The organism is Oerskovia sp. PE-21s (assembly GCF_056158145.1).
This window is the reverse complement of the sequence record NZ_JBUXJM010000002.1, coordinates 533,350-549,397: the sequence shown is the minus strand read 5'-3', so window position 1 is coordinate 549,397 and position 16,048 is coordinate 533,350. Positions and strand designations below refer to the sequence as shown.

General features: G+C 71.1%; 11 protein-coding genes and 1 tRNA gene. 2 read left to right on the top strand and 10 right to left on the bottom strand.

What is annotated here, in order from left to right; all coding sequences use genetic code 11:
* The first annotated feature begins 162 nt into the window (after window positions 1-162).
* Window positions 163-2,898, top strand: a complete 2,736-nt coding sequence (gene valS, locus ACZDYF_RS05495) for a valine--tRNA ligase (RefSeq protein ID WP_475054441.1) — start codon at window positions 163-165, stop codon at window positions 2,896-2,898.
* 90 nt (window positions 2,899-2,988) lie between these two features.
* Here the strand turns inward: valS and ACZDYF_RS05490 are convergent, their stop codons facing one another.
* Both ACZDYF_RS05490 and ACZDYF_RS05485 read right to left on the bottom strand, forming a co-directional pair.
* Window positions 2,989-4,188 carry a baeRF2 domain-containing protein gene (locus ACZDYF_RS05490; RefSeq protein WP_475054437.1) on the bottom strand — a complete coding sequence of 400 codons (1,200 nt, stop codon included), beginning with the start codon at window positions 4,186-4,188 and terminating at the stop codon, window positions 2,989-2,991.
* Between the two features lie 118 nt (window positions 4,189-4,306).
* Window positions 4,307-4,660, bottom strand: a complete 354-nt coding sequence (locus tag ACZDYF_RS05485) for a chorismate mutase (RefSeq protein WP_204808433.1) — start codon at window positions 4,658-4,660, stop codon at window positions 4,307-4,309.
* Between the two features lie 109 nt (window positions 4,661-4,769).
* On the opposite strand from ACZDYF_RS05485, the gene ACZDYF_RS05480 reads away from it, so the two are divergent.
* Window positions 4,770-6,590 (top strand): AMP-dependent synthetase/ligase, encoded by a 1,821-nt coding sequence (locus tag ACZDYF_RS05480; RefSeq protein WP_475054435.1) that lies wholly within the window; start codon window positions 4,770-4,772, stop codon window positions 6,588-6,590.
* 103 nt (window positions 6,591-6,693) lie between these two features.
* Here the strand turns inward: ACZDYF_RS05480 and clpX are convergent, their stop codons facing one another.
* The 8 genes from clpX to ACZDYF_RS05440 all read right to left on the bottom strand — a co-directional run bounded on the left by clpX (window position 6,694) and on the right by ACZDYF_RS05440 (window position 16,048).
* The gene (gene clpX / locus ACZDYF_RS05475) at window positions 6,694-7,965 is read right to left on the bottom strand and encodes an ATP-dependent Clp protease ATP-binding subunit ClpX (protein WP_191790543.1); all 1,272 of its coding nucleotides are present in this window, start codon (window positions 7,963-7,965) and stop codon (window positions 6,694-6,696) included.
* A gap of 148 nt (window positions 7,966-8,113) precedes the next feature.
* Window positions 8,114-8,830 (bottom strand): ATP-dependent Clp protease proteolytic subunit, encoded by a 717-nt coding sequence (locus tag ACZDYF_RS05470; RefSeq protein ID WP_225226994.1) that lies wholly within the window; start codon window positions 8,828-8,830, stop codon window positions 8,114-8,116.
* Between the two features lie 50 nt (window positions 8,831-8,880).
* Window positions 8,881-9,507 carry an ATP-dependent Clp protease proteolytic subunit gene (locus ACZDYF_RS05465; RefSeq protein WP_030150966.1) on the bottom strand — a complete coding sequence of 209 codons (627 nt, stop codon included), beginning with the start codon at window positions 9,505-9,507 and terminating at the stop codon, window positions 8,881-8,883.
* A gap of 269 nt (window positions 9,508-9,776) precedes the next feature.
* The gene (tig, locus tag ACZDYF_RS05460; RefSeq protein ID WP_191790542.1) at window positions 9,777-11,165 is read right to left on the bottom strand and encodes a trigger factor; all 1,389 of its coding nucleotides are present in this window, start codon (window positions 11,163-11,165) and stop codon (window positions 9,777-9,779) included.
* A 308-nt stretch (window positions 11,166-11,473) separates the two neighbouring features.
* Window positions 11,474-13,558: an acyltransferase family protein gene (locus ACZDYF_RS05455; protein WP_475054428.1), complete on the bottom strand. Its 2,085-nt coding sequence runs from the start codon at window positions 13,556-13,558 to the stop codon at window positions 11,474-11,476.
* On the bottom strand, window positions 13,555-13,782 hold the full coding sequence (locus tag ACZDYF_RS05450) for a hypothetical protein (RefSeq protein ID WP_475054425.1): 228 nt from the start codon (window positions 13,780-13,782) through the stop codon (window positions 13,555-13,557). Before ACZDYF_RS05450 ends, ACZDYF_RS05455 begins: the two co-directional genes overlap by 4 nt.
* On the bottom strand, window positions 13,779-15,503 hold the full coding sequence (locus ACZDYF_RS05445) for a glycosyltransferase (RefSeq protein WP_475054423.1): 1,725 nt from the start codon (window positions 15,501-15,503) through the stop codon (window positions 13,779-13,781). The genes ACZDYF_RS05450 and ACZDYF_RS05445 overlap by 4 nt, the downstream gene beginning before the upstream one ends.
* A gap of 471 nt (window positions 15,504-15,974) precedes the next feature.
* A tRNA-Pro gene (locus ACZDYF_RS05440) sits at window positions 15,975-16,048 on the bottom strand.

The following is a 16,048-nucleotide window of genomic DNA, read 5'->3' as shown; positions in this document are numbered from 1 at the left end:
GTCCACGTACGCCCCTGCCTTTGCTTGAAGGTTACGAGCCGATGACCATGTCAACCAGGGACCTTTGACCTTTGTTTCATTCGGGAAAACTCGGGCGCCCGGGTCCCGTCCGGGGACCGGCCGTTTCACAGGAGCCCCCGAGATTCTGGGAGAATGTCGTCCATGAGCTCACCCGCCGAGGGCACCACGCCCGCACCCGCCACCCAGACCACCGCCGCACCCGCCCCCGCCGAGGGCACCCAGGTAGTCCGCGCCGTGGTCGGCGAGGTACCGGACAAGGTGAGCCTCGACGGCCTCGAGACCAAGTTCGACGCCGCCTGGACCGAGCAGGGCACCTACTCGTTCGACCGGACGAAGACGCGCGAGCAGGTCTACTCGATCGACACCCCGCCGCCCACCGTCTCCGGCTCGCTGCACGTGGGTCACGTGTTCTCCTACACGCACACCGACGTCGTCGCGCGCTTCTGGCGCATGCGGGGGCGCGAGGTCTTCTACCCCATGGGCTGGGACGACAACGGCCTGCCGACCGAGCGCCGCGTGCAGAACTACTACGGCGTGCGCTGCGACCCGTCGCTGCCCTACGTCGAGGGCTACGAGCCGCCGCTCCAAGGAGCCGAGGGCAAGAGCGTCAAGGCCGCCGACCAGCAGCCCGTCTCGCGCCGCAACTTCGTCGAGCTGTGCGAGCGCCTGACGGCCGAGGACGAGGTCCAGTTCGAGGAGCTGTGGCGCCGCCTGGGCCTGTCGGTCGACTGGTCGCACCACTACCAGACGATCGGCGTCCCGGCCCGCATCGTCGCGCAGAAGGCGTTCCTGCGAAACCTCTCGCGCGGCGAGGCGTACCAGTCCGAGGCCCCGGGCCTGTGGGACGTGACCTTCCAGACGGCCGTCGCCCAGGCCGAGCTCGAGGCGCGCGACTACCCCGGCCACTTCCACAAGGTCGCCTTCCACGCGCCCGGCGGCGAGAAGGTCTACATCGAGACCACGCGCCCCGAGCTGCTCGCGGCCTGCGTGGCCCTCATCGCGCACCCCGACGACGAGCGCTACCAGGGCCTGTTCGGCACCACGGTCACCTCCCCCCTGTTCGACGTCGAGGTGCCCGTCCTGGCGCACCCCGCCGCGCAGATGGACAAGGGCGCGGGGATCGCGATGTGCTGCACGTTCGGCGACCTGACCGACGTCCAGTGGTGGCGCGAGCTGCAGCTCCCGACCCGCTCGATCATCAACCGCGACGGGCGCATCACGCGCGAGACGCCGGCGTGGCTCACGTCCGAGCGCGCGGTCGCGCTGTTCGAGGAGATCGCGGGCAAGACGACGTTCTCGGCGCGCACGGCCGTCGTCGACGCGCTGCGCGAGGCCGGCGACCTGGACGGCGAGCCCGTCGCAACCCAGCGCAAGGCGAACTTCTTCGAGAAGGGCGACAAGCCCCTCGAGATCGTCACCTCGCGCCAGTGGTACATCCGCAACGGCGGTCGGGACGTGGCGCTGCGCGAGGAGCTGCTCGCGCGCGGCAAGGAGCTGAACTTCCACCCCGAGTTCATGCAGGTGCGCTACGAGAACTGGGTCGGTGGCCTCAACGGTGACTGGCTCGTCTCGCGTCAGCGCTTCTTCGGTGTCGCCATCCCGCTGTGGTACCCCGTCCTGGAGTCGGGCGAGACCGACTACGAGCACCCGATCGTCCCCGACGAGGCGCTCCTGCCGGTCGACCCGTCCTCCGACGTCCCGGCGGGCTACACGGCCGACCAGCGCGGAGTCCCGGGCGGCTTCGTGGGCGAGCCCGACGTCATGGACACCTGGGCGACCTCGTCCCTGACGCCGCAGATCGCGGGCGGCTGGGAGTCCGACCCGGACCTGTTCGAGCGCGTCTTCCCCATGGACCTGCGCCCCCAGGGCCAGGACATCATCCGCACGTGGCTCTTCTCGACGGTCGTCCGCTCGCACCTCGAGCACGGCTCGCTGCCCTGGACCAACGCCGCGATCTCGGGCTGGATCCTGGACCCTGACCGCAAGAAGATGTCCAAGTCCAAGGGCAACGTCGTGACGCCCATGGGCCTGCTCGAGGAGCACGGCTCGGACGCGGTCCGCTACTGGGCCGCCTCTGCCCGCCTCGGTACCGACGCGGCGTTCGAGGTCGGTCAGATGAAGATCGGTCGCCGCCTCGCGATCAAGGTCCTCAACGCGTCCAAGTTCGCGCTGTCGTTCGGAGGCGACGAGATCACGCTCGACCCGGCCCTCGTGACCGAGCCGATCGACCGCTCGATGATCGCAAGCCTCGTCGAGGTGGTGGCCCGCGCGACCGACGCTCTCGAGGAGTACGACCACACGCGCGCCCTGGAGCTCTCGGAGACGTTCTTCTGGACGTTCTGCGACGACTACCTCGAGCTCGTCAAGGACCGCGCCTACGGCGCAGGAGCCGGGCCCGACGACGTCACGCCCGAGACGCAGTCGGCACGCGTCGCGCTCGCCCTGGCTCTCGACACCCTGCTGCGCCTGTTCGCGCCGTACCTGCCGTTCGCGACCGAAGAGGTGTGGTCGTGGTGGCGCAAGGGCTCCGTGCACCGCGCACCGTGGCCCACGACGGCCGAGCTCCTTCCCGCGACCAGGGGCGGCGTCCCCGTCGTCCTCGTGGGTGCCGGACACGCACTGGCCGCGCTGCGCAAGGTCAAGTCGGAGGCCAAGGTCTCGATGCGCACCCCGATCCTCGCCGTGACGCTGGCCGTCCCCGCCGAGCTCGTCGCGTCGGTCCGGGCAGCCGAGGCGGACATCCGCGGCGCCGGACGCGTGACCGGATCGTTCGACGTCGTCGAGGCGGCCGAGGGCCAGGGCGACCCGGCCGTCCAGGGCGGCATCGTCGTCGTGCACTCCGAGCTCGGTGAGCCCGAGGTCCGCAACCGCGGCTGACGCTCCCCCGCAGCACGACGCAGGGCCCCGACCGCACGTGCGGTCGGGGCCCTGCGTCGTGCTGACGATCCAGCGCGGCGTCCGAGGCGATCAGACCATCTCGCCCCGCAACCGCGCGTCGTCGCCCGACATGGTCGCCGCGACCTCGTTGGGCGTGCTGTCGTCGTTCCAGCGCAGGGTCGCCCCGACGCCCTCGATGAGCTCGACGCTGCCGTCGGGCGAGAACGTGAGGCCCGCGTCCTGGCCGATCGCGGCGCGGACCAGCGCAACGGTCGCGGGCAGCTCCTCGATCCCCTCGCTGACGCCCAGGTCGGTGATGGCCGAGCGCGAGGACCCGATGTGCAGCGGGCTGGGCCCGATCCACAGGGTCCGACCGTCGAGCTCGGCGTCCTGGCCGTACTCGTCGGCGAGGATCAGCTCCTTGACCTGGCCACGGGAGAGCACCGCGACGACGTCCTCGAGGGAGGTCACGGCAGCCGCCTCACGGCCCTGCTCCTGCCGGAACTCGGCGAGCACCGCCTCCCGGCGTCGCTCGCGGAAGCTCTCGAGCGCGTCCTCGACGTTGGACTCGAACGCCGCCTCGTTGATGCCCGGGCCGCGACCGCCGCCCGCGACCTCGACCACGAGCTCCTCGGTGGCCTTGGTGAGCGCGGCCCGCACGAGAGGCACCGCCCGCACGTCGCCCGTGAGGAGGACGAGCTCGGGCCGGTGCTCGAGGACCTGCCGGTCGAGCTCGGCCGCGACGGCCTCGGCGTTGCGCTCCCAGGAGTCCTCGGCGCGCGCCTCGATCCGCTTGTGGGACAGGCCGCCCGTACGGACCTTGTTGATGACGTCGTGCCCGCCCTCGACGGACTCCGCGTCCCCGTAGGGCAGGTGACCGCCCGCGACGGACCACGTGAGGTCCGCCCCCTGGCGGTCGACGACGACGCGCACGTAGTCGACCGACTCGTCGGCCGCGCGCGCCGCCTGGAGCAGAGCGGGGACGGGGCCCCAGAGCCCCTTCGTGACAGCGGGCGGGTCCTTCAGGACCCGGTCGACGAGGACACCCTCCTCGTCGGCGATGAGGACGCGGCCGTGCGGGCCGGGCATCCTCGTGGGGAGCGTGACGGACTCCTCGAGCTCGTCGATGATGCTCGCCGGGGCTCCCGCTGCGGCGAGCGCCCGGCGCACTCCCTTCCACCGGTTCTCGACCTCGTGTGCGGTGGCCTCGTCGCCTCGTGTCGCGTCGAGATAGACCGTCGCGAACGGGCCGGGGTGGCCGAGCAGGGGCTTGAGCCAGTCGATCTTCATGCAGGCACCTCTAGACATCCATCGTCGGAGGGACGGTCGGAGGCCGACCGCCCCGATGTCCTCACCAGCCTGCTGCACGTGGCCGACGAACGCCACCGGGGACGCCGTGCCGCGACCTTCAGGAGTAGGTGTCCAGGACCGGGACCTCGTCCTGGTGCTCGCGGGCGATCCGCTGGTGGTGCCGGATGACCTCGCTCACGATGAACTCGCGGAACTGCTCGGCGAACGCCGGGTCCAGACCGGAGGACTCCGCGATGCTGGTGAGGCGGGCGATCTGCTGCTGGTCCCGGGCCGGGTCCGCGGGCGGCAGCCCACCCTGGGCCTTGAGCTCGCCGACCCTGCGCGTGAACTTGAAGCGCTCGGCGAGCAGGTGCATGAGGGCGGCGTCGATGTTGTCGATGCTCTCGCGGAGCCGGAGGATCTCGTCGGGGACGGGCTGCGGAGCCGTGGCGGGGGCGGGGTGCTCGCTCATCCGTCGATCCTAGGCTCGCGCCGGGGACGGGCGAACCGGCCGACGGAACGTGGGACGCCCGGTACGCAGTAAAATCGGTCCTTGTCCCACCACTCAGCGGAGAGTAGACATGACCGAATTCGCGTCGCCGAGCCTCGTCGAGGTACCGGCCACCAGCAGCATCAGCACGCTTCTCACCGACCGCGTCGAGCGCTCCGGGGACGACGCGGTGATCGAGCGACGCCTCACGCCGGGCGGCCCCTGGCAGCCCGTGAGCGCCCGTGCCTTCGACGACGACGTGGTCGAGGTGGCCCGCGGGCTCGTCGCGCGCGGGGTGCAGGCCGGCGACCGCGTCGCGATCATGTCCCGCACCCGGTACGAGTGGACGCTGCTCGACTTCGCGGTCTGGGCCGCGGGCGGCGTGCCCATCCCCGTCTACGAGACGTCCTCGGCCGACCAGGTCGAGTGGATCCTGTCGGACTCGGGCGTGAGCGTGGCCCTCGTCGAGACGGCCGCGCACGCGGCGATCGTCGAGAGCGTCCGCGAGCGGCTCCCGCTCCTGCGGGAGGTCCTGGTGATCGACGACGGCGCGGTCGACGACCTGCGTGCCGGCGGCTCCGACGTGGCCCGCGACGAGATCGACGCGCGGCGCGCGGCGACCGGACGCGACGACCTCGCCACCATCATCTACACGTCGGGGGCCACCGGGCGCCCCAAGGGCGTCGAGCTCACGCACCTGAACTTCGTGCACCTGACCCGCAACGGCGTCGCCGGCCTCGCCGAGATCGTCGCGACGCCCGACGCCCGCACGCTGCTCTTCCTCCCGCTCGCGCACGTCTTCGCACGGTTCGTCCAGGTCGTGTGCATCGCCTCCCCCACCGCGGTCCTCGCGCACAGCTCCGACATCAAGAAGCTCGTCCCGGACCTCGGCTCGTTCAAGCCGACGTTCCTGCTCGCCGTCCCCCGCGTGTTCGAGAAGGTCTACAACGCCGCCGAGCAGAAGGCGGGCGCGGGCGCCAAGCGTCGCATCTTCCACTGGTCGGCCAAGGTCGCCATCACGTACTCGCGCGCGCTCGACTCGGCCGGCGGACCCTCGGTCGTCCTCAAGGCGCAGCACGCGCTCGCGGACCGGCTCGTGTTCGGTTCGATGCGCTCGGCCCTCGGTGGCGACCTGACCCACTCGATCTCGGGCGGGGCCCCGCTGGGCGAACGTCTCGGCCACTTCTTCCGCGGCGTCGGGCTGACGATCCTCGAGGGCTACGGCCTCACCGAGACCACGGCTCCCTCGGCCGTGAACCTGCCCAGCCGCCTCAAGATCGGCACGGTCGGCCCCGCGTTCCCCGGTACGGCGCTCAAGGTCGACGCCGAGGGCGAGCTCTTCGTCAAGGGGGACCACGTCTTCCGCGGCTACCACAACCAGCCCGAGCTGACCGCGGAGGTCCTCCAGGACGGCTGGTTCCGCACGGGCGACCTCGCCTCGCTCGACGAGGACGGCTACCTGCGGATCACGGGGCGCAAGAAGGAGATCATCGTGACGGCGGGCGGGAAGAACGTCGCTCCCGCTCAGCTCGAGGACCGCCTGCGCGCCCACCCGCTCGTGAGCCAGGTCGTCGTGGTCGGCGACCAGCGCCCCTTCATCGGCGCCCTCGTCACGATCGACCCCGAGATGCTCCCCGGGTGGCTCACGACCCACGGGCTACCGCCCATGGACGTCGCGACCGCCGCCACCGACCCGACCGTCCTCGCGGCCATCGACCGTGCCGTGACCCGCGCCAACGAGGCTGTCTCCCGCGCGGAGTCCATCCGCAAGATCCAGGTGCTCACGACCGACTTCACCGAGCAGAACGGCTATCTGACGCCGTCGCTCAAGGTCAAGCGCAACCTGGTGCTGCGCGACTTCACGTCGACGATCGACGACCTCTACGGCGCACCCGCGAACGCGGACGCCTGACGGGCGCGGTCGGCACGGCCCGGGTCCCGCCGACGGCGCCGTCCCGCGAAACGACGAAGGGCCCCGGAACCGAGGTTCCGGGGCCCTTCGTGCTCCCTGCGACCTACGCGCTCTTCTCGCGCGGTGCACGCTTGATCGCGGTGCGCGGGACGAGCGTCGGGTTGACGTTGTCGAGCACGGCCTCCCGGGTGATGACCACGCGCTCGACGTCGTCCCGGCTGGGGACGTCGAACATGGCCTGCTGGAGGACCTCCTCCATGATGGCGCGGAGCCCTCGGGCCCCCGTGCCCCGCAGCAGCGCCTGGTCGGCGATCGCGCTGATCGCGTCGTCCTCGAACTCGAGCTCGACACCGTCGATCTGGAACATCCGCTGGTACTGCTTGACCAGCGCGTTCCGGGGCTCGGTCAGGATGCGCACGAGCGCCTCCTGGTCGAGCTTGGCGACCGACGTGATGATGGGCAGCCGCCCGATGAACTCGGGGATGAGACCGTACTTCTGCAGGTCCTCGGGGCGAACCTCGGCGAAGAGGTCGGCCTCCTCGTGCGAGTCCATGGGAGCCCCGAAGCCGACCCCGCGCTTGCGCGAGCGGGTGGCCACGATCTCGTCGAGCCCGGCGAACGCCCCTGCCACGATGAACAGGACGTTGGTCGTGTCGATCTGGATGAACTCCTGGTGCGGGTGCTTGCGCCCGCCCTGCGGGGGCACCGAAGCCGTGGTGCCCTCGATGATCTTGAGCAGGGCCTGCTGCACGCCCTCGCCCGACACGTCACGGGTGATCGACGGGTTCTCCGACTTGCGGGCGACCTTGTCGACCTCGTCGATGTAGATGATGCCCGTCTCGGCCTTCTTGACGTCGTAGTCAGCGGCCTGGATGAGCTTGAGGAGGATGTTCTCGACGTCCTCGCCGACGTACCCCGCCTCCGTGAGCGCCGTGGCGTCCGCGATCGCGAACGGCACGTTGAGCATCTTCGCGAGCGTCTGCGCCAGGTACGTCTTGCCGGTGCCCGTGGGGCCGATCAGCAGGATGTTCGACTTGGCGATCTCCACCTGCGAGTCGTCCGAGGGGCGCGCGTGCTCCCCCGCCTGGATCCGCTTGTAGTGGTTGTAGACCGCCACTGCCAGCGCCCGCTTCGCGGCGTCCTGCCCGATGATGTACTGCTCGAGGAAGTCGAAGATCTCCCGCGGCTTGGGGAGCTCCACGAGCCCGAGCTCGGCCGCTTCCGACAGCTCTTCCTCGATGATCTCGTTGCAGAGCTCGATGCACTCGTCGCAAATGTACACGCCGGGGCCCGCGATGAGCTTCTTGACCTGCTTCTGGGACTTACCGCAGAAGGAACACTTCAGCAGGTCTGCACCATCTCCGATCCGAGCCACTACGAGCCTCCTAGCCTCGGTCTTGCTGCTGCGCCGGGACTGAGGCCCCCGCGATCTGGGACGACACGCGCCGACCTACCACCATTGCACACCACCGGGGGCCCGTTGTCAGCCGGGCACCCCGGTGGGTCGGGGGGAAATGTCGAGATCAGGGCTTGTTCTGGATGACCGGCTTGCGGCTCTCCAGGACCTGGTCGACCAGTCCGTACTCGAGGGCCTGCTTGGCCGTGAGGATCTTGTCGCGCTCGATGTCCTCACGGACCTGCTCGACGTCACGCCCCGAGTGCATGGCCAGGGTGTCCTCGAGCCACTCGCGCATGCGGATGAGCTCGTTCGCGTGGATCTCGATGTCCGAGGCCTGGGCGTAGCCGCCGCCCTCCATCGCGGGCTGGTGGATCAGCACGCGGGCGTTGGGGAGCGCGAGGCGCTTGCCGGGCTGCCCGGCCGCGAGCAGCACGGCAGCGGCGGAGGCCGCCTGGCCGAGGCACACGGTCTGGATCTGCGGCTTGATGTACTGCATGGTGTCGTACAGCGCCGTCATGGCCGTGAACGAGCCGCCGGGCGAGTTGATGTAGAGGATGATGTCGCGGTCCGGGTCCTGGCTCTCCAGGACGAGGAGCTGCGCCATGACGTCGTCCGCGGACGCGTCGTCGACCTGGACGCCCAGGAAGATGATGCGGTCCTCGAACAGCTTGGTGTACGGGTCCTGGCGCTTGAAGCCGTAGGCCGTGCGCTCCTCGAACTGCGGGAGCACGTAGCGCGAGGACGGCGCACCGTGCGGGAGGGCGATGCCGCCGCCGGCGCCCGCGCCCGCGAGGCGCTGAGCGGTCGAGATGTACTGGGATTCCTGGCTTGCGTAGCTCAAGGTGTCTCCTCGGATGGGATCGTGGGTGGGGGGCCGGGGCGTCGGTGAGCTCAGCTGCTCGCCGTGCCGCCGCCACCCGTCACCGACGAAGCGTTCGTCACGACGTGGTCGATGAAGCCGTACTCGAGGGCTTCGGGCGCCGTGAACCAGCTGTCACGGTCGTTGTCCTTGAGGATCTTCTCGAGCGGCTGACCGGTCTGCTCGGCCGTGAGCTCGGAGAGCACCTTCTTCATGTGCATGATGAGCTGCGCGTTGATGCGCACGTCGGTCGCCGTGCCGCCGATGCCGCCCGAGGGCTGGTGCATCATGACGCGGGCGTGGGGCGTCGCGTAGCGCTTGCCCTTGGTGCCCGAGGAGAGCAGGAACTGCCCCATCGAGGCCGCCATGCCCATCGCGATGGTCGCGACGTCCGGCTGGATGTACTGCATGGTGTCGTAGATCGCCATGCCGGCCGTGATCGACCCGCCCGGCGAGTTGATGTAGAGCCAGATGTCCTTGTCGGGGTCCTCCGCGGCGAGCAGCATCATCTGGGCGCAGATGGCGTTCGCGTTCTCGTCGCGCACCTCCGAGCCCAACCAGATGATGCGCTCCTTGAGCAGCCGGTTGTAGATGGAGTCGTTCAGGCCGAGTCCCGGCCCCTCGGCTCGTGCCACCGGAAACTGATCGCTCACGTCCATCTCCTTCGTCGATCCCTCTGTCGCTCGCGACGCTCGAACGTCGCGGCTGGTCGGTTCCTCCGTCGTGGACGGACTCACCGTTGCTGTGACCCTAACGCGGGTGGGGAGCGGAAACCGTCCCGATTTCCGGGGTTTTCGCTGTGGGCGCAGGAAGGCGGCCCAGGTGCCCGACGACGTCCCCCGGCCACGTGCGACGGCCCCCACCTCCGCGGGGAGGTGGGGGCCGTCGTCGGGCTCGCGATGCCGTGACCGTGTCACGGCGCGGGAGGTCAGGCCTTGTCGGCGGCTGCCTCGTCCTCGGAGACGACCTCGATGCCCTCTTCGTCCGTGATGTCGGTGACGTCCTCACCGGCAGCGGCGGCCGCGGCGTCGGCGGCCGCGTCCTCCTCGTCCGAGCCGATGAACTCGCTCAGGTCCACGACGTTGCCCTCGGAGTCCTTGACCTCGACCTGGCGCAGGGCCACGGCGAGCGACTTCGAGCGGGCGACCTCGCCGACCATGGCGGGGATCTGACCGCCCTGGTCGAGCGACTGGATGAACTGGTTCGGGTCCATCCCGTACTGGCGCGAGGCGTTGACGAGGTAGTCCAGGAGCTCGTTCTGGGCGACCTTGATCTTCAGCTGCTCCGCGAGCGTGTCGAGGAGGATCTGGTTCTTGAGCGCGTTGGTCGCGTCGACCTCGACCTCGGCACGGTGCGCGTCGTCCTCGAGACGCCCCTCGGACTCGAGGTGACGGTGCACCTCGGCCTCGACGGCACCCTGGGGCACGGGGATCTCGGTGTTCTCGACGAGGTACTTGACGAGGGCGTCGCGCGCCTCGACGGCCTGGTTCGAGGTCTTGATGCTCGCGACCTGCTCGCGCAGGTCCGCCTTGAGCTCCTCGATCGTGTCGAACTCGGACGCGAGCTCGGCGAACTCGTCGTCGGCCTCGGGCAGGTCGCGCTGCTTGACCGAGGTGGCCGTGACGGTGACCTCGGACTCCTTGCCCTCGTGGTCGCCACCCGCGAGCGGCGCCTTGAAGGTCGTGGTCTCGCCGGCCGACAGGCCGGTCAGCGCCTCGTCGAGGCCCTCGAGCATGTTGCCCGAGCCGATCTGGTAGCTGATGCCGGAGACCGAGTCGATCTCCTCGTCGCCGATGACGGCCTTGAGGTCGATGACGACGAAGTCGCCCTCGGCGGCCGGACGGTCGACGCCGACCAGCGTGCCGAAGCGCTCGCGCAGCGCGTCGAGGCGCTCGGCGATGTCGTCGGCGGAGACCTCGGCGGCCTCGACCGTGAGCTTCACGGAGTCGAGCGCGGGGATCTCGATCTCCGGGCGGACCTCGACCGTGGCCGTGAAGTGCAGCGCACCCTCGGCGTCGAGCGGGACCTCGGTCACCTCGACGTCGGGCTGGCCGAGCGGGCGGATGCCCGTCTCGTTGACGGCCTGGCGGTAGAACCCGGAGAGGCCGTCGTTGATGGCGTGCTCGAGCACGGCAGCACGACCGACGCGCTGGTCGATGATGCGCGCGGGGATCTTGCCCTTGCGGAAGCCGGGGACGTTCACCTGCTCCGCGATGTGCTTGTAGGCGTGGTCGATGCTCGGCTTGAGCTCGTCGTACTCCACCTCGACGGTCAACTTGACCTTGGTGGGGTCCAGGGTCTCGACGGCGCTCTTCACTTCGATGATCTCCAACTGATCGGGGAGCCGACGTGCGGCAACGGGGTGCGTGCATGTCCCGCCGGTTGCAGCGGGACCTGTTCGAACGTTCATCGATCGGTGGCAGACGCTGGCGCCTGGCCGATCGCGTCGCCTCGAGCGGTGCGGCGGGAGCCTCGGAGGGCCTCCGCCGGAAAGGGCGCACGGACAACCCGTCCATGGTACGCCACACCTCGTGGGCGCAGGCGCGCCCGCTGCGCGACGCTCGCCCGGGCCGGCCTCGGAGCCCGGGCGAGCGTCGGGGCCGGGCCGGGCAGCAGATCGGCCCGTCAGCCGCCGAGCGCGCTCGTCTCGACGAGCCGGCGTTCGAGCTCTGGACGCAGCGCCTCGACGGCCGTGGCCGTCAGGTGGCTGCCGTCCCGGTACAGCAGAAGGCCGCCGAGGACGGCCGGGCACCGGTCCGCCTGCGCGCACACGACCCCGGAGACGTCGACGACCTCGACCCCCGGCACGTCGCCGAGCGCCACGTCGACGAGAAGGGGGTCGGCCGGCAGCGCCTGCGCCCGCGGGAACGAGCACTCCGCCCAGTCGTCGAGCGCCCCCGACACGCAGCTCGGGACGTCGACACCGGGCGTCGGGGTGTCCCGCAGGTAGACCACGGGGACCCCCGCCGCGGCAAACCGCCCGAGGGTGCTCCCCCACGCCTGCTCCCTGCGGTCGGCGGCTGCCGCGCTCTCGAAGTACGCAGCGCTGGAGCCGACGATCACGACGTCGGCGCGCGCGGCGACCCGGTCGATCTGCACGTCACGCCACGACTCGCAGTGCTGCGACTCCTCGAGCATCGCCTGCGGCAGGTCGGCCGGCGTGCACCCACCCTTGGTCACGATCGACAGGTGCCATCCCTGCGCGATCGCGATGTCGCGCAGGGCCCCGCTCCACTGGAACGCCTTCGAGTCGCCGAACAGCACGACCTCCCGCCCACCGGCCGGTCCGACGACGCACTCGGCGGGCCAGTCTGTCGACTCCAGACCGAGCGCCCCGAGGCACGGGGTCTCCGACGGCGGGGCGTCGAGCGCGGCCGTCGTCAGCCCGGGGGTCACCGGTCCCCCCGTCCGCGCGAGCGCGGCCGGGTCGAAGATCGTGTCGAGCCGCACGTGCGCCGACGCGTCCCCCTCGCCCTCCAGGCCGGCGTACACGGCCGAGCCCGCACCGAGGCTCGCGGTGAGGGCGAGCACGACCCCCGTGAACCCCACCGAGTAGCTCGCCGACGGCCGCAGGGCCACGACCTGCGAGCGCCGCAGGGGCGACTCGACCCCTTGCAGGACGAGCCAGGCCACACCGCCGGCGCCGAGGGTCAGCACCACGCGCTGCGGCCACGTGAGCGGGCCCCAGGCCGCGTCGGCCAGGACGAGCACGGGCCAGTGGACGAGGTACCAGGCGAAGGACAACCGCCCGACCGCCCTGACCGGTCGCAGCGCCAGCAGCTGTCCGACGCTCCCCCGTGCCGTCCGGACGGTCGCGGGCGCCGCCAGGAGCGCGACGGTCCCGAGCGTCGGCCAGAGCGCCGCGGTCCCCGGGAAGGGCGTGGACTCGTCGTAGGCCACGGCCGACCACACGACGACGCCGAGCCCGGCCCACCCGGCCAGGGTCCACACGACGCGCCGCGCGGCGAGGCGACCACGACGGACGACGACGCCGGACCCGAGGGGTGCGACCTCGTCGGGCCGGCGGAGCACGGCGGCCGCCAGGAGACCACCCAGCCCGAACTGCCACGCCCGCGTGAGCGGGGACATGTACGCGAGCGCCGGGTCGCTCGACGTGAGCACGGACGAGACGACGAAGGACGCGACCGTACCGGCCCCCAGGAGCGCGACCGCCCCGGGCAGCGGGCTGCGCCGCTTGCGCGCCGCGACCGCTCCGACGAGCGCGAGCAGCAGCGGCACCACGAGGTAGAACTGCTCCTCGACCGCGAGCGACCAGTAGTGCAGCACGGGGCTCGGCGCCGCCGCGGCCGCCATGTAGTCGGTCTCCTGCGCGATGAAGCGCAGGTTCGCGACCTGGAGCGCGCTCGCGACGACGTCGACCATGGTGTCCCGCGCTCGCAGCGGCGGCAGCACGAGCCAGGCCGCGAGCGCCGTCCCCGCCAGGACCACCGACGCGGCAGGCAGGATGCGGCGCGCTCGACCCGCGAAGAACGCGGGCAGCGCGATCCGCCCGCTCTCCGCCAGCTGCCGCAGCAGGATCCCCGTGATGAGGAACCCCGAGATCACGAAGAACACGTCGACCCCGACGTACCCGCCGAGCACGCCCGGGACCTCGGCGTGGAAGAGCAGGACCAGGACGACGGCGAGCGCGCGCAGCCCTTCGACGTCCCCCCGGAAGCCAGGCCGTCCTCGCCCGGTCGGGGCGCTCACAGCGCCTCGATCATGGGGTCGAAGACCCCGGCCGCGACGAGCCCCGCGAATCCGAGAGCCGCCGTGAGGGCGACGACCGCGGGCCACCGCAAGGAGCCGTGGGGTCGGGGCGCCCTGGCCGCGCCGACGGGCACGCCCTCGGGGTCGCCCTCGGGGTCGCCCCGGGGAGCCTCGGGAGCCTCCGGGGCCGCGGGGCCCCGCGTCCCGCTTCCGGCCGCGCTCATGCCCGGACCTCCGTCGCACGGGCCGCCGCGCGCACGGCAGCCCTCGCGGCCGGACGCTGCACGAGGACCTGGACCCCCGCCACGACGAGCGGCACCGCGACGTAGGCGTAGAAGGCGGCGAGCACGATCATGGCCCAGTAGCTGTCGAGGCCGTGGGCGGCGACTCCTCGGGCGATCCCCACGGTCCACGCGAGGTTCCCGACGACGAGCGTCGCCACCATGACGCGCGAGATGGTCCGCGCGAGGGCGCTCGACGACCCCTTGCCACCTGTCGGGACCCAGCCCGCGTGGTGGCCGGTCACGGCGTGCCCCAGCACCACGAGGTGGCTGAAGCTCTGGGCCAGCTGGACCCGCAGGACCTCGGGGCGCCACCGGGTGCGGTGGACGACCGGGTACAGGACGAGCAGCACCCACAGGCTCGGGAGGAAGACCAGGAAGCTGGTCGGGCTGACCTGCTCGGGGTACCAGAAGCACATGACGACCGAGGGCACGTAGAGGTTGAGCGCGAACAACGCCGTCTCGGAGTAGTAGACGAAGCCTGCCCACACCGCGAGACGTTGGCGTCGGTCGAGCCCCGCCCTCGCCTTCGCCCCGTCCGCGACGAGGGCCACCGAACCGTTGGCCCAGCGATACTGCTGGGTCAGGAACGGACCGAGCTCGTCGGGGCACAGCCCGCGCGCCAGACGGACCGGGACGAAGCGGGTCACGAAGCCCGTGCGCAGCAGCCCGATCCCGGTGTACATGTCCTCGCTGTGGTCGATCTCGGGGAACCCGCCGATCGTGTCGAGCGCCGACCGGCGGTACAGGGCGTTGGTACCGCAGCAGACCGTGGCCCCGTAGCGGTCGCGGGACGGCTGGACCCAGCGGTAGAAGATCTCCTGGGTCGCGCCGGCCGTGCGCTGGAGCCATCCCATGCGCTCGTCGGTGTCGAAGTCCTGCGGGCTCTGGACGATGCCGACGGTCGGGTCGTCCAGGTACGGGACGAGGTGGCGCAGGAAGTCCGGCCGGGGGCAGAAGTCCGCGTCGAAGATCGCGATCACGTCCCCCTCGGTGACCGCGTAGGCCGACCGCAGGTTGCCGGCCTTCTTGAGGTGCCCCCGGTCGGGGCGCACCCGGTAGCGGAACCCGTGCCGGTCGGCCAGGTCCGCGACGAGCGGGTCGGCGCCGTCGTCGAGCACCCACACCTCGACCACGCCGGGCCACTCGAGCCGTGCGACGTGAGCGAAGGTGTTGTCGAGCACCTCGACGTCCTCGCCGCACACGGGCAGGTAGACGTCGATGCTCGGAGGAGCCTCGGACGTCCAGGCGGCGATCTTCCGCTCGTGCGAGTCGCGCGTGACGCGTCCTCGCGCGGTCCCCGTCAGGAGCCACAGCGTGATGCTCACGAGCGTGAGCCCGACCGTGAGGTAGAGCCACCACAGCCACGGCGAGCGTGCGGCGAAGACGCACACCGCGACGAGGATCGGGAGCGTCGCCGCGACGCCGACGGGCTGGACCCAGCGCTGGACGCGCGCAAGGTCCTGGTAGACGTCCTCGTCGGCGGGGGGCGACGGCAGCAGGTGGTGCGCCCCCGTCGGCGGACGCGTCGGGGGTGCGGGGAGGCGCTCGGGCTCCGGTCCGGGAGCCGCGTCCGGGTGGAGCAGTCGGCCCGACCGGTCGTGGGGAGACGGTGGCCGACCGGCCCGGGGCGGGGTGGGTCTCGTGCCGTGCAGCAGTGTCACAGGTGTTCTCCGCTTCGATACCAAGTGACGCCCGAGGGCGTGGGATGGCTCGCCGCGGCGACGCTGACTCGGCGGCAACCGGCCTGGCGACCGATATGGGAGGAACGCTAACGATCTAGAGGTGGCCGAGCGTGACAAAACGACCAAAAGGGTCTGACCGTCTCATGCCATAAGACGGTTGGGGATGGTTTGTCAGATTGCTGCACGGGACAGCCCCTGTTTCACACGCGATCAGAGCCACCTGGTCGGGTTTGAGAGACTCTGCCCGCGACGTCGCAGTTCGCGTCGCCCCGTCGAGGGACAGCCGGGACGTGAGGTGCGTGGACGGGCGGGGAGGTCGACGGCTACGGGTTCGAGAGGGCCGTCGACGCCGCGATCCAGGTGTCCTGAGCAGCCCAGGCCTACGGGACGCCGCCGTCGCACCGACGACGAAGGCCCGGAACCATCGCGGTCCAGGGCCTTCGTCTCTTGTCGGGGTGACAGGATTTGAACCTGCGACCTTCCGCTCCCAAAGCGGACGCGCTACCAACCTGCGCCACACCCCG